The organism is Ignavibacteria bacterium, assembly GCA_041649015.1.
Taxonomy (GTDB): domain Bacteria; phylum Bacteroidota; class Ignavibacteria; order Tepidaquicellales; family Tepidaquicellaceae; genus CAIKZJ01.
This window is the reverse complement of sequence record JBAZNU010000002.1, coordinates 467,494-483,082: the sequence shown is the minus strand read 5'-3', so window position 1 is coordinate 483,082 and position 15,589 is coordinate 467,494. Positions and strand designations below refer to the sequence as shown.

At 35.8% G+C, this 15,589-nt stretch carries 8 protein-coding genes; 7 read left to right on the top strand and 1 reads right to left on the bottom strand.

What is annotated here, in order from left to right; genetic code table 11:
• Nucleotides 1-61 precede the first annotated feature (61 nt).
• The 7 genes from bshC to WC644_05235 all read left to right on the top strand — a co-directional run bounded on the left by bshC (nucleotide 62) and on the right by WC644_05235 (nucleotide 14,927).
• Nucleotides 62-1,732, top strand: coding sequence for a bacillithiol biosynthesis cysteine-adding enzyme BshC (bshC, locus tag WC644_05265; GenBank protein MFA5011345.1), 1,671 nt, complete (start codon nucleotides 62-64; stop codon nucleotides 1,730-1,732).
• Nucleotides 1,729-2,688: a glycosyltransferase family 9 protein gene (locus WC644_05260; GenBank protein MFA5011344.1), complete on the top strand. Its 960-nt coding sequence runs from the start codon at nucleotides 1,729-1,731 to the stop codon at nucleotides 2,686-2,688. Before bshC ends, WC644_05260 begins: the two co-directional genes overlap by 4 nt.
• Nucleotides 2,685-3,863 (top strand): class I SAM-dependent rRNA methyltransferase, encoded by a 1,179-nt coding sequence (locus WC644_05255; GenBank protein ID MFA5011343.1) that lies wholly within the window; start codon nucleotides 2,685-2,687, stop codon nucleotides 3,861-3,863. Before WC644_05260 ends, WC644_05255 begins: the two co-directional genes overlap by 4 nt.
• Nucleotides 3,864-3,878: 15 nt before the next feature.
• Nucleotides 3,879-6,779: an insulinase family protein gene (locus WC644_05250; GenBank protein MFA5011342.1), complete on the top strand. Its 2,901-nt coding sequence runs from the start codon at nucleotides 3,879-3,881 to the stop codon at nucleotides 6,777-6,779.
• A 460-nt stretch (nucleotides 6,780-7,239) separates the two neighbouring features.
• Nucleotides 7,240-8,601, top strand: coding sequence for a T9SS type A sorting domain-containing protein (locus WC644_05245; GenBank protein ID MFA5011341.1), 1,362 nt, complete (start codon nucleotides 7,240-7,242; stop codon nucleotides 8,599-8,601).
• An 831-nt stretch (nucleotides 8,602-9,432) separates the two neighbouring features.
• Nucleotides 9,433-13,791, top strand: a complete 4,359-nt coding sequence (locus tag WC644_05240; GenBank protein MFA5011340.1) for a PAS domain S-box protein — start codon at nucleotides 9,433-9,435, stop codon at nucleotides 13,789-13,791.
• Between the two features lie 323 nt (nucleotides 13,792-14,114).
• Nucleotides 14,115-14,927, top strand: coding sequence for a hypothetical protein (locus tag WC644_05235; GenBank protein MFA5011339.1), 813 nt, complete (start codon nucleotides 14,115-14,117; stop codon nucleotides 14,925-14,927).
• A gap of 51 nt (nucleotides 14,928-14,978) precedes the next feature.
• Here the strand turns inward: WC644_05235 and WC644_05230 are convergent, their stop codons facing one another.
• The gene (locus tag WC644_05230; GenBank protein MFA5011338.1) at nucleotides 14,979-15,515 is read right to left on the bottom strand and encodes a rubrerythrin family protein; all 537 of its coding nucleotides are present in this window, start codon (nucleotides 15,513-15,515) and stop codon (nucleotides 14,979-14,981) included.
• Between the last annotated feature and the right edge of the window lie 74 nt (nucleotides 15,516-15,589).

The window sequence follows — 15,589 nt, the reverse complement described above, 5'->3', positions numbered from 1 at the left end:
TATGACTAACTTCAACCTCTAAAGTTAACAATTAAATATACTAAGTGTAATGCAAATCAAATTGAATATACCTTACACAAGTCTGAACGGTTTTAATGACTTGTTCATCGATTATTTGAATAAATTCGATAAGGTTTCGCAGTTTTTCTCCTTTTCTCCCGACGGTCAGGGTATCATTAATTCCATAAATTCCAGAAAAGAAAGTTATAACAATGAAAGAATTAGCAGAATTGAACTTGCTGAAATTCTTAAAATTCAGAATAAATTCTTTAATTCCGGTGAATCAACATTCCTGAATATTGAATTTCTGAAAGAAGAAAATACCTTTGCTGTCGTTACAGGACAGCAAATTGGTTTGCTTACAGGTAATTTATACACAATCATAAAAGCTTTAAATGCAGTGCAGTTATCACGTTCACTTTCAGCTAAATATACTGATTATAAATTTGTGCCCGTGTTTTGGCTCGAGGCAGACGACCATGATTTTCTTGAAATTAACAACATTAATGTTTTAGACTCTTCAAACTCTGTCAGAAACATCAGCTATTTTGAAAAAGGTATCGAAAAAGAAAGATACCTTACTCCAACAGGTCGTATAGTACTTGATAACTATATTGAAGAATTTAAGCAGATTTTAAGGATTTCGCTTTTACAGACAGAATTCACGGAGACACTTTTTGATTTCATAAACAGATCTTACAAAGAAGGTATTGACCTAATTACCGCATTCGCAAGGTTCTTTAATTACATTTGCGGTGATAAAGGCATTATTTTCTGCAACCCCACCGATAAAGAACTTAAAAAGATGATGATTCCGGTTTTTGAGAAAGAGCTTAATACTTTTCCGCAAACATGTGAAAGGATTGTTGATACTTCCGCAAGGCTTGAAAGCAAAGATTATGAACCACAGGTTAAACCAAGGTCAATAAACATATTTTACACACACAATAATAGCAGGCATCTTGTCGAAGTTAAAGAAGGTATGTTTTCTTTGAGGCACACTCGTCAGAAATACGGGAAAGATGAATTCTTTCATCTCCTATATACCAATCCCGAGAATTTCAGTCCTAATGTAATACTGAGACCCGTTTGTCAGGACTATCTCCTCCCGACTGTTGCTTATATAGGCGGACCTTCTGAAGTTGCTTACTTTGCACAGTTCAGAGATGTTTATAACTTTTTCGACATGGAAGTACCCGTTGTTTATCCAAGAACTTCAATAACAATTCTGGAAAAAAGGATAGAAACTTTTCTCGAAAAGTTCGATTTAGGTTTTGAAGAACTTTTTGATGAAGAAAAAGTAACAAGAAAATTACTCGGGAAATTTAGTGAGATCAATATTCAGGATCTTTTCGGTAATTTTGAAGATGACCTTAATGCAATTATGTACACTTACAGCCTAAAGCTGAACAACATCGATAAAAACCTAACTACCAACCTGAAAAACAAATACGATAAATTTCTGGAAAACCTTGCCGTGAGCAAAAAGAAGTTTGAAGAATCTCAGATCAAACAAAATGATTCTACGGGTTCTAAACTGACAGCCGTCATTAACGGTGTATATCCGAACGGAAAACCGCAGGAAAGAAGCATTAATATTTCATATTTCCTCAACAAATACGGCTTTGGTTTTATTAATGAACTATTCAATACCGTAGAGATTAATAAATTTTCGCATCAGGTTATTTCAACCGAAAACATGATAAAGACAGACCAGCCAAGACTGTTTTGATTGATGTTAAAAAAATACTCGTTATCAGACTTTCTTCTTTCGGAGATATAGTTCTGACTTTTCCTTTTCTTAATGAACTGAGAAGACTATACCCGGATACACAGATTGATTATCTTGTGAAAGAACAGTATTCTGAACTCGTTCGACTGCATAAATTCGTTGACAATATAATCTCTTTCAGCGACAACCTGAAAGATAATCTTAATAAGAATAATTACGATGTTGTTTTTGACCTTCAGGCTAACTTTAAAAGCAGTCGTATCATTCCTTCAAACAGAAAAGTTTTCAATGTAAGAAAAGAGACATGGAAGAAGCATTTGCTCGTTTACACTAAAATAAACCTTCTTCAAGAGCCGATTCCGGTTTACAGAAAATATCTTAACGCTCTAAAAGAATTTAATAGTACCGCTAAAACAGAATTTTCAAATTCCGCCCAGAAACTTTCGGTTACAGATTATGTCTCGGGAAAGTATGCCGTACTTTCTCCGTCGTCAAAGCATTTCACAAAAAGATTTCCTAAAGAATTTTATGTTGATATTTTGAAAGATGCAAATATTAAGTTTGTATTAACAGGCGATAATAATCATACCGATAAAGAAATATGCGGATACCTTGTGCAGAATTTAAAAAATTCTATTAACCTTTGCGGTAAGCTCAGTTACTCGGAACTTGCCGGCGTCCTTAAAGACGCACAATTTGTCGTATGTAATGACAGCGGAGTTTTCCATCTTGCAGAAGCTCTCGGGAAAAAGACATTTGTTACTTTCGGTAGTACTGTTAGAGAGTTTGGTTTTTTCCCTCAGCTTGCTACAACTGAAGTCTTTGAAATTCTCGGACTAAAATGCAGACCTTGTTCTCACATAGGCAGAAGTAAATGTCCGAAGGCACATTTTAAATGCATGAATATGATTGATAATGAATTAATTAAAAAAAGAATAATGAGGTGCGAAGAATGAAAATCTATCTGAAGAAAAATGAAGAAAGACGTCTGAAGATCGGACACCAGTGGATATTCTCAAATGAAATTGAAAAAATCGATGGAGAAATCATCGACGGATGCGTAGCAGAAATATATTCGAACAATGCAAGATTTTTAGGCAGAGGATTTTATAATAAGCATTCCCTAATAGCTTACAGGCATTTAACAGATGCAGATGAAGATATTGATATAAACTTTTTAAGAAAAAGAATTAAAACTGCCGAACAGCACAGACTTAAAGTTCATCCGGAAAGGAAAACTTTCAGGCTATGCAACAGCGAATCCGATTTCCTTCCCGGACTTATTATAGACAAATTTGAAAATATTTATTCAATCCAGATATTCTCTAAAGGAATGGAAAATTTTAAAGAGGATGTTGTTTCCATTCTGAAGGATGATTTCAAAGCTGCTGCAATTTATGAAAAAAATGATAATGAACTTAGAGTTCTTGAGGGTCTTGAAAAACAGGAAGGAGTGCTTTTCGCTGAAAGCGCCTCAAATGTTGACGATTTTACCGTAGAAATAGACGGGATAAAATATTCAATTAATATCTTAAAAGGTCAAAAGACTGGATTTTATCTCGACCAGGCTTTTAATAGATTAAAAATAAGGCAGTTTGTTACTGAGAATTCTGAAGTACTCGACCTTTTTTGTAGCGACGGCGGATTCGCACTTAATGCGGCTTATGCAGGATGTAAGAAAATTACTGCTGTAGATTCATCGAAGCACGCTATCGGGCAGGCTGTCAGAAACGCAAATCTTAATGGGTTTGATGGGATTAACTTCATTTGCGAAGATGTGAATAAGTACTTTGATATTGTATTTCAGTCGAAGTCAAAATACAATCTTATCGTACTCGACCCGCCCTCGTTTACAAAATCGAAGAAGAATGTACCTTCTGCCTTAAAAGGTTACTTTGAATTGAACTATAAAGCTATGAGGCTTCTCCATAAGAATTCAATCCTTATGACCTACAGTTGCTCGCATCATATCTCAGAATCTCACTTCGAAGATATTCTTGTAAAGTCAGCAGCTGAAGCAGGGAGGAGAATTCAAATTATTGATTTTGTAAACTGTTCATACGACCATCCGGTTTTGCCTCAGATGTCCGAAACAAAATATCTTAAAGGTTATGTTATATTCATTAAATAATTTCAAATTACAATCATGAAAAAATTATTATTTATCTTGTTACTGTCTTTTGCCATTACAAGTATTTTTGCACAGAAGAAATATTCTTATGAAACATTCGACGATGACCCGATGGGGACGAGAATCTATAAACTCGAAAATGGTTTGACTGTTTTTATGTCGGTCAACAATGCCGAACCCCGTATCACCACAAGAATTGCCGTGAAAGCAGGAAGTAAGAATGACCCGTCTGACGCTACTGGTCTCGCTCATTACCTCGAACACATGCTTTTTAAAGGTACGAGTAATTTCGGCAGCAAAGATTTTTCTCGGGAAGGGATACTTATTAATGAAATCATTGACTTATATGAACAGCACAGGGCTACATCAGATGAACTGCAGCGAAAAATGATTTACAGAAAAATAGATTCAGTTTCCTATCTTGCATCGGCTTATGCTATCCCGAATGAATACGATAAGATGCTTGCGTCTATCGGTGCCACCGGGACGAATGCTTATACATCAAACGAACAGACGGTTTATACGAATGAAATTCCATCAAACCAGCTTACAAAATGGCTTACGATTGAAGCTGAAAGGTTCAGAGAACCGATAATGAGGCTTTTCCATACAGAACTTGAAGTTGTTTATGAAGAAAAGAACCGCTCTATGGATAACGGATCATCAAAAGCATTCGAAAATCTTTATGCGGGGCTTTTTCAGAAACACACTTATGGTACCCAAACTACTATTGGTACTGTTGAACATCTGAAAAATCCTTCACTGAAAAAAGTAATAAATTATTTCAATACTTACTACGTTCCAAACAATATGGCTATTATTATCGCTGGTGATTTCGACCCGGACGAAGCAATTAAACTTATTGATGAAAAATTCGGAAATATACCCTCAAAGGTTGTTCCGAAGTTTATTCCTGCTGTCGAAGACCCTATCTCAAGCCCTATTGAGAAGACCGTATTTTCACCTGAATCCGAAAGTATTCTTCTTGGCTTCAGGTTTCCGGGGGTGGGTACTGATGAATTCGACGTTATGTCCATGATGAGTAGTATCCTCTACAATGGAAGTGCAGGACTCATAGATCTTAACATAGTGAAACAGCAGAAGGCTCTTAATGCCGCTGCATTCCTTGACGACATGATGGATTACAGCACTCTAATCTTCTCTGCTGCACCGCGTGAAGGTCAGTCTCTTGACGATTTAAAAGGTTTAATCCTTGCTGAAGTCGATAAAGTCAGAAAAGGTGATTTCCCTGACTGGATGATTGAAGCTACAATCAATAACTATAAACTCGGCAGAGTAAGAGGAGTCCAGAGTAACGATTACAGGGCTCAGGCATACGTCAGTGCTTTCACGACAAACATTCCGTGGGATAGATACTATAAATCTCTTGCTAGAATTTCAAAAGTTTCAAAGCAGGATGTTGTTAACCTTGCAAATAAATATCTCGGAAATAACTATGTTGTCGTCTTCAAGAAAACAGGTGAAGATAAAAGTGTGCAGAAAATTGTTAAACCTGAAATAACTCCCGTTCAGGTAAACAGAGAATCGGAGTCATCATTCCTGACAAAGATGGTTAATGAACCTGTAGCTGATATCGCACCGCAGTTCGTGGATTATAATTCGGAAATATCATTGCTCAGCTTAAAACCAGGTGTGGATGTTTATACAATGAAGAATATCGAAAATAATCTTTTTGAAATGGCATTCATCTATGAATTCGGAAATAATGCTGATAAAAAGCTATCAGCAGCACTAAGCTATTTAAAGCTCGTTGGTACAAAGGATAAATCAGCATCCGAAATCAGTCAGGAGTTTTATAGACTTGGATGTAGCTTCAGCGCAAATCAGTTCGGTGACAGAATGCAGATTTCTCTAAGCGGTCTAAGCGAAAATTTTAAATCTGCTTTAGACCTGTTAATGGAACTTCTAACAAATGCTGTACCCGATGAAGCGGCATACAAAAATCTGGTTGACGATATTCTTAAAAGCAGAACAAACGGAAAACTTTCAAAAAATGTTATACTTCGCGGAGCTATGATGAATTGGGGTATGTTCGGTCCGGTTAATCCGCAAACAACTCAGATTTCCGAAAGTGAACTGAAAAGCTTGGATCCTTCAGAACTGACGGACTTGCTGAAATCTCTCGGCAGATTAAAACATATAATTACTTATTACGGACCGCTCGACAAAGATGAGTTTCAGAAAATTTCTGGTTTCTACTATCGAACAAAAGAACTGCCCGCTTCTCCTCCTGTAAATAAAACGTTTGAGGAACTTCCGACAAACGAAAACAAAGTCTATTTTGTTGACTATAAGATGAAACAGGTCGAAATTCTTTTCATTAATAGAGGTGGTACGTTTGACTCAAAGAGCATTCCTATTATAACTCTCTACAATGAGTATTTCGGAGGCGGTATGAGCTCAATCGTTTTCCAGGATTTGAGAGAAGCTAAAGCTCTTGCGTATTCTGTTTCCTCAAGATACGGAATCCCTGATTCCAAAGAGAAACATTTTATGATGTCTTCTTACATAGGCACTCAGTCTGACAAACTTGGCGAGGCAATGTCTGGATATGATGCATTGCTAAACGATATGCCGATGAGTGAAGTCACTTTCAGTGCCGCAAAAGATGGTGTTCTGAAAAGTATTCAGACGGAAAGAATACTCAGAAGCGATGTCCTCCGTTCTTATCTTTCTGCAAAAAGACAGGGAATTGATTATGATATCAGAAAAGATGTTTACGATAACGTCAGTAAATTCAACATTAACGACGTAAAAGCATTCAATGAAAAATTCGTAAAAGGTAACAAATATGTTTATCTCGTGATTGGGGATAAATCCAAACTTGATTTTAGCATTCTTGAAAAATACGGTAAAGTTGAAGAACTGACACTTGAACAAATCTTCGGCTATTAGACTATCATTCTATATTCTAATATGCGTTTTAATCAAAGGCTGCGATTCATTGCAGCCTTTGCAATTTTAACACTATTTATTTCAATCCTTATCATCTCGGGATTGCCATCATATCTTTCAAATAAAAAATCACTGTTTATCTCGTGCAAGACAATTGCAGTGTATTTCATTCATAATCTTTTCTTTTATCCGTACAAGCTTTCGTTCCGATAAAACGTTTCGTTATTCGTAAAGTATTCTTTACGAACCTGATATGTTGTATTAATCTTCTTTATTCTTATTTAAGCAAGTTAATCCAATTTGATTTTAAATTTCTATTCCTGAGGTGTCTCTAAAATTTGTAACGCCGGTAAAACATCATTTCTCATACATTTTCTATGCCATAATTTAAGAATTGCAAATATTAATTAATATGACTTGACATTCATTATTAAGTATTCTAAAATTGAACAAAAATTCAATGAAGTCATTAATTAAATATTTAATTACAATGAAAAAGCTGGTTTTACTCGCGTGCCTTTTATTTATTGGCGTCACGTTTATTAAGGCACAAACCTGGAATGCCTATTATACTGGCGTTCCTTATTCACTCTTTGCAGTGGATTTTTATAAAAATGATCTCAACCCAAGTTTGAATGAACTTGTTGGGGTTGCGGTAGGACAGGGTGGTACTGTTCTTAGAACAAGTGATGCAGGAGACCATTGGACGCTTGTTTACCAGAATATTAATATTTGGCTGAACGACGTTAAGTTTGCTACCGAACAGGTAGTTTATGCAGCAGGTATGGGAGGTGTTATTATTAAATCAATAGATGCTGGTCTTACCTGGTCTGTTATAAGACCCTACGATACTCCTTACAATACAATAAGGGGTATTGCTGTTAGTCAGGCTTATGATTATAATTATGTCACCTTTGTCGGTTATGCAGGCACCTATTTCGAAACTCATGATGCTGGTTTAACATTCACGAAAAGAACCGATGTAACTCCTTGGACTATGCATTCAATTGATTATGTCTATGTTGCTTCAACTAATGAAACTCGAGGAATTATTGCTGGTACTGACGGTTATTTATGGTACTCTACAAATCACGGTGTTAATTGGACCACAAATTATGGACCAAGAAATGCTGGTATCTACGATTACCTTAATGATGTTGTCTTTGCCTCAAAAGATATTGCCTATTTAATCGGCAATAACGGTAGATATATGTGGTCAACAAATTATGGTATCGATTGGTTAGTTAAACCTTCATTCACTTCGCAGCATTTACGCTCAATTGATGTGATTAAAACAGACCCGCCGACAAACATTAAAAGAACTATCACTGTCTGCGGAGATAATGGTGTTATCTTTACTTCTACTGATTGGGGTAATGTATGGTCAAATCAAACTCCAATCGGTGAAACACGTCATTTCTACGGCGTCTGCCTGAACAATATTCATAGAGGTACTGTTGTTGGTGAAGTCGGTACTGGGGCTGGAAATACGGGCATGATGTACAATTCGGTTATGAATGGTATGGTGAGTGTTAATCCGATTGGAACAAATGTTCCTGATAAATTCTCATTAAATCAGAATTATCCGAATCCATTCAATCCGTCAACAAAGATTAGCTTTGCTCTCGCAAAAGCTGGTCCTGTCAGATTAAGTATTTTTGATATTACTGGTAAGGAAGTTTCTGTATTGGTAAATTCTACTTTGTCAGCAGGTAATTTTGAGTTTACTTTCGATGGCTCTAAACTGTCAAGCGGTGTATATCTTTATAGAATCATAACAAATGATTTTATTGCTACTAAAGTAATGTCTTTATTGAAGTAAAACTTTTTATAATATTGTAAAAGTTTTATAATGACTTGCAAAACCCGCAGTATTCCTGCGGGTTTTTTATTTAATATCCGCAAACATTTACATTTAAAATCAACATTGTAGTCTTTGTATTAAATCACTGAACAGCAGTTGATTATTACATCAAAAAATATATCTAATCTACGGGTATTCTATCTTTATATCCATAACTCATTTTTATATATCTATATTGTATTCCTATTCTTTCATGCTGGCAATGTATATTTCTTAACCTGATGTTACCATGTTTTAAAACTGTGTAAAAATCAAACCATAATAAAAATAAAATAATAATGGTTTTCTTTGCGTCCTTTGCTTCCCTTGCGAACTTTGCGTTAAATTCTTATCTCCTTCGTATTTTGATATTTATTCTTTGCGTCCAAGTTGTAAGTCTGCTGTGGCGAACGACTCAAGCGGTTGAATTCTCAGTTATTCATTATCTTTATCTCTGTCTGTCGCTCTTGCCACGCCTTGTAATACTTATAAATTCATTTTTATCTCTCGCATTCGTCATATACTAATCAATCTCATTAATCTAATTAGTGTTTTCTCTTTTTATTACCACAATTAATTAGTCCTTTAAAAGAATTGCCGGATGAAATGTAAAGAGTTTGCACTTTTTTGTATCTGAAAAAAGGAATTGTATTATAAAAAATAAGTAAGTAATTTACACAATAATTGGTCATAAAATAATGTTGCTTAGGATGCTCTATTCTGAATTCATTGGCAAATTGTCGAACCCATAAACTAAGTGGTGCTGTTACTTAGATTTTCTATCTTTCTAAAATTGATAATTATTAATCCATGGCGCAAACACGGAAAAAAATCTTAATCATCGGTGATAATACCGGCAGTCTGTTATCTTTGAATGCGCTTATTGCTGAATTGTTCAGCGGTTTCAAAATATACACAGCGGCTAACGGAAAAGTGGGTATCGAAGTCGCAAAAACCCGCTATCCCGACGTGATATTAATCGATATCCATATAGTAGATAGTTTCACTGTTTGTAAAAGTCTTAAAACGGATGAAGACCTATGCGGCATTCCCGTTGTTTTTATTACCCCTCTAAAAGAAAAAAAGGAGAACAAAGTTCGCGCCCTCGAAAGCGGTGCAGAAGGTTTTCTCACCAAACCTTTTGACAAAACCGACCTTCTCGCTCAAATCAAATCAATGATTAAAATTAAAGAGGTGAATAAATCCGAAAATCAGCGTCTCGAAAAAATGCTTGCGGAAAAGACAAAAGAATTAAAGAAAGAACTGCGTCTAAACAATGAAATGCGTAAAAGGCTTAGTGAAAGTGAGGAACGTTTTCAGATTGCTCAGGATTTGTCACCAGATGGTTTCACTATTCTTCATCCTCTGCGAAACAAAAAAGGTGATGTAATTGACTTTACATGGGTTTACGAGAATAAGGCAGTTGCCCGTATTAATGGAACTAACCCGGATGAAGTCAAAGGAAAGAGTCTGCTCGAACTTTTCCCAAACCATAAAGGAACATCCGTTTTTGAAGCATTATTACTCGCGGCTAATACTGGTAAAACTCAGATATTAAAAGAAGTATATGTTGGAGAGATACTTTCAGTGCCAACATGGCTGCGTTTGGTGATTGTATCGATTGGTGAAGATATTGCAATTCATGCTCAGAATATCACTCAACAAATACAAACGAAGGAAGCGTTACTGAAAAGTGAAGAAAAGTATCGCACTTTGTTTCATAAATTATCTGAAGGTATCTATATTCACAATTTGGAAGGACGTGTTCTCGAAGTTAATGATATGGCTTGCAGGCAGTCAGGTTATACAAGAGAGGAGTGGCTTGGATTAACAGTGTTTGACGGTCAGACAAATGATAAATTGGACATGACAAGAACCGATATTTTACTTACTTGGAGCAAATGGGTGCCAGGACAGCGATTCGTGTTTCAAAGCGAGCATCGTCGTAAAGATGGCACTGTCTATCCTGTTGAGGTATCAACTGGCATAGTTAGTTACGGAAATGAAAATGTGGTGTTAGCAATTGTAAAAGATATCACTGATAGAAAAAAGGCTGAAGAAGAATTGCAAAAAAGTGAACGTAATTATAGAGAAATATTCAATTCCACAACAGAAGCCATTTTTGTCTACGATGCGAAATCTGGTGCAATACTCGATGCCAACGAATCAGGTCTCCGTCTTTATGGATACAGTCATGATGAAGTATTGTCGTTAACGCTCCGGGATTTCAGTCTTGATGTGAGCCCTTATTCAATGAAAGAAGCAAAGAAGTTACTTCGCGAAGTCTTTAAGGATGGTACTCAAACTTTCGAATGGAAATCCCGGAAGAAGAATGGCGATATTTTTTGGGCAGAAGTTTCTCTGAAAAATGTGAACATCAACGGGCAATCACGCATTCTTTCAGTTGTTCGAGATATATCAAAAAGAAAGTTTGCTGAGGAAGCACACGAGGCGAGTAATAAGATGTTTTCATTATTCATTAAAAACTCACCTATTTATGCATATCTGAAGCAGGTTACTCAAAATGAAAGCCGTGTTCTGTTTGCAAGCGAAAATTTCTACGATATGGTTGGAGTTCCCGGTTCTCAATTGACTGGCAAAAAAATGGAGGAGCTTTATCCGCTTGAGTTTGCAAGAAAAATATCAAAAGATGATTGGGATGTTGTTTCCAAAGGTGAAGTTCTTAAGATAGACGAAAATCTAAATGACCGAGATTATACTACTATAAAGTTTCCGATTGCAATAAGCGGGAAAAATTATTTAGCTGGATATACAATTGATATAACAGAAAGCAAGAAAACTGAAGAGCAAGTTCGTACTAAGGCTCAAGAACAAGAATGGCTGCTTCGAAGCATGATGAACGCATTTGTGATTTTTAAGTCTGTTTTTAATCAGAACGGCCAGTTCATAAGTTATCGTTTCGAGTACATCAACGACGCTTACGAGAGAATTACAGGAGTAAAGCGGGAAGAAGTGTATGGGAAAACAATACATGAAGTTTGGCCGGATACCGAATCGTCTTGGATTGAATTATATGGCAATGTGGCTGTTTCTGGTGTTCCTATTATTTTTGACATGTACCATAAGGCAACTGATAAACTCTACCATTGTAATGTGTATCGCCCCTGGGAATCAAATGATCGGTTCTGTGTTATTTTTGAAGATATCACCGAAAAAAATAAAGCAGAGAAAGAGTTGCTTAAAGCTAAAGAGAAAGCAGAAAGAAATGAAATTAGTTTAATTGAAGCTCAAACTGTTTCTAAAGTCGGTAGTTGGGAAACCGATTTATCCAACCTGAATGTTATTTGGTCTGAAGAAACATATAAAATTTTCGAACTAAACTCTGCCATTTTCTATCCTGACCATAACTCATTCTTAGAATTTGTCCATCCTGAAGACAGGCAAAATGTAAACGAAGCATTTTCTAACTCATACAATAAGGATGACTATAATAAGATTGAACATAGAATAATTACCGCTCTTGGAAATATTAAGTACGTTGAAGAACGGTGGAGGGTTATTAAAGATAATCAAGGAAATCCGGTAAAAGCGTACGGTACCTGCCAGGATATTACAGACAGGAAAAATATTGAAATTGAATTGTTTAAAGCAAAAGAAGAAGCCGAAGAGAATGGAAGAAAACTTGAAGCGGCGCACGAAATTGCTAAACTGGGAAGTTGGGAACTGGACATAAGAACAGGTATTTTTACTTTCACCGATAGTTTCTATAGCATGTTCCATACTTCTGCTAAGGATATGGGTGGTTATCAAATGTCCATCGAAGATTATGCAAATCGTTTTGTCCATCCCGATGATTCATCTTCAGTTGCTCATGAAACGCAATTAGCAATCGAAAGTAAAGATCCTTATTTCACGAAGTATATCGAGCATCGTATATTATACTTTGACGGTGGTATTGGTTATATTAGCGTTAAGATTTTTATCGTAAAAGACGAGTTTGGGAATACTATTAAAACTTTTGGAGTTAATCAGGATATTACAGAAAAGAAAATTGCTGAAGTTGAACTTATAAAAGCCAAAGAAAAAGCCGAACAAAGTGATATGCTGAAATCGGCTTTCCTTGCCAATATGAGCCACGAAATACGCACCCCGATGAATGGTATTCTCGGTTTTGCAGAACTATTGAAAGAACCCGATCTTACTGGTGATGAACAGCAAGAGTATATTGAATTGATTAACAAAAGCGGTAAAAGGATGCTTAACATTATAAACGATATTATAGATATTTCAAAGATTGAAGCTGGTCTAATGAAATTAAACTTAACACAATCGAACATATCGGAGCAAATAGAATATATATATACCTTCTTTAAGCCAGAAGCTGAAGCCAATGGACTGAAACTTTTTGTTAAAAATTCGCTTCCAAACAAAGAAGAGATGTTAAATACCGATCGTGAGAAACTGTACGCGGTACTCACTAATCTCGTAAAAAATGCTATAAAATTTACACGCAAAGGTGAAATAGAAATTAGTTGTACTCATAAAGGAGGGTTTTTAGAATTCTATGTAAAAGATACAGGTATTGGAATCCCTAAAGACCGCCAACATGCAATCTTCGAACGTTTCATTCAAGCCGATATTGAAGACAGAATGGCATTCCAGGGTGCTGGGCTTGGTCTTTCAATCTCCAAAGCATATTTGAAAATGCTTGGAGGGAAAATATGGGTTGAAAGCGAAGAAGGAAAAGGCTCAACTTTCTACTTCACACTACCTTACGATATTAATAAGAAGCAAGAATACGTTGAACAGGTTCCCGCTGATTATGAAAACAAGAAAAATATCAGAAATTTAAATATACTGCTTGTTGAGGATGATGAGGTTTCGGAAATATTGTTGAATAAATCTATTAAAAGTATTAGTAAAGAAGTTTTTAAGGCGAATACCGGAGCAGAAGCTGTTGATATCGTTCGTGCTAATCAGTATATTGACCTCATTCTGATGGATATACGTCTACCTGAAATGGGAGGATATGAAGCCGTAAGACAAATTCGACAATTCAATAAGAATGTCGTTATCATCGCCCAAACTGCCTTTGGTCTATCAGGTGATAAGGAAAAAGCAATAGAAGCGGGCTGCAACGATTATATCTCAAAACCCATTGACAAAGTTGAATTACTGAATTTAATACATAAATATTTCTCAGAATAATTATTCTTTTTCCTGGAATATCAATTTTTTGTTTGAGATTTGCATTGACTTAATCATCTATTTTTTGTATATTATCTACAGTGATTACTCAAAATAGTCATATTAGATTTAAAGACTTCTTTGAATTTATAAAAAAGAAGCATGCTTTAATCCTCTGTAAATCCAGCTAATTATTTTATCATCCCATAAACATCCCATGAACATCCCATCAACATACCATGAACATACCATGCTCTAAGCCTGCAAGTAGCTTGCGCTCAGTATCCCCGCAGCATGAATCAGGCCTCAGATATGCAAAATTATCTATTATTTAATATAATTCTATGGCAAAGGTAAGAAATCAGCATCTCGGATCAGTAAGCGGTAAGCTTGGAGACTATATTTTTAGGTCTAAGAACTCTCGTGAGGGAGTCGTTTATTTGAATAAACGATTCAGGAAAAAGCCAAATACGAAGGATTCGATCGATAATAACAACCGATTTACTGTCATAAATAAGTTTGCTTCGGTTGTGAATAGTTCTAAACTTTTGAAATATGCTTGGGGGACTTTCAGAAACATCAAAGGTAAACGTCCTTACGACAAAATTCATTCTTTCAATTACAGATACGGACTACCCGATTTCATGAATTCTTTTGCCGTAATTGTTCCAAAAGGAATTGATTGCGAAATAAAAGGATTTAAACACGACGATAGTAATTTTGAAATTCAAATCTCGCCTTCCGATGATTTAATAGCCGAATACCTTGGTCCCGTTTCAACAGTTGCGATTATTTATTTGAATACTCCTCTTGTTAACAGAAAGGGAAGACAAGTTCTCGAACATAATTCTTATATTCTTGTCGAGGAGGATTTTGATAAAATTGAATCAAATGGAACTTCACCCATTACTATCAAATATGATAATTACCCGAATGAGTTTAAAATTATCGATGACTATGAAAGAGTACGAATTTTCTTTTCCTTATTCTTCAACGATAAAGACAATAAACTCCGTTGGACCTTCTCTTTCAGCTATCTTTATAAAGGCTTTGAACTTGATAATGAATATAACGAGAGAGGAAGAGCAAAAGCAAAACTAATTAAAGAAGAAGAGGCTAAACCAATCGTTAAATACAGACGTATAACTAAAAGATAAATTAAAAAGGCTGCTTCCATTAAAGCAGCCTTTTTCTTTCATATGCAATTACTAAATATCTTCGCTGAATACCTCGAAGTAAGACTTATCATGCCAGCAAGCCGGACATGCTTTAGGTGCTTCGGTTCCAACATGTATGTGCCCGCAGTTTCTGCAAATCCAAATCGTTTCCTTCCCGCGCTTGAAGACTAAATCATTCTCAAGATTTGATAATAGCTTCTTGTACCTTTCTTCGTGACGCTTTTCAATTTCACCAACGCGTTCAAATAATCTTGCGATTGAATCAAACCCTTCTTCACGGGCTGTTCTCGCAAATTCTGGATACATTATCGTGCGTTCATAGTTCTCGCCTTTTGCTGCCTGCTCGAGATTCTCTTTTGTAGTCCCGATTCCTTCAAGCTGCTTGAACCACATCTTTGCATGTTCTTTTTCATTATCGGCAGTTTCCTCGAAATAAGCTGCTATTTGTTCATAGCCTTCTTTACGTGCAACTTTTGCAAAATAAGTGTATTTGTTTCGTGCTTGAGATTCACCCGCAAATGCCGCCTGCAGGTTCTTTTCCGTGTTTGTTCCTTTTAATTCTTTCATAATCGTAAATGAGGTTTTATTGTTAAATACATTAAATTAGAAAGATTTCTCTATATTAAAAATGATATAATTGA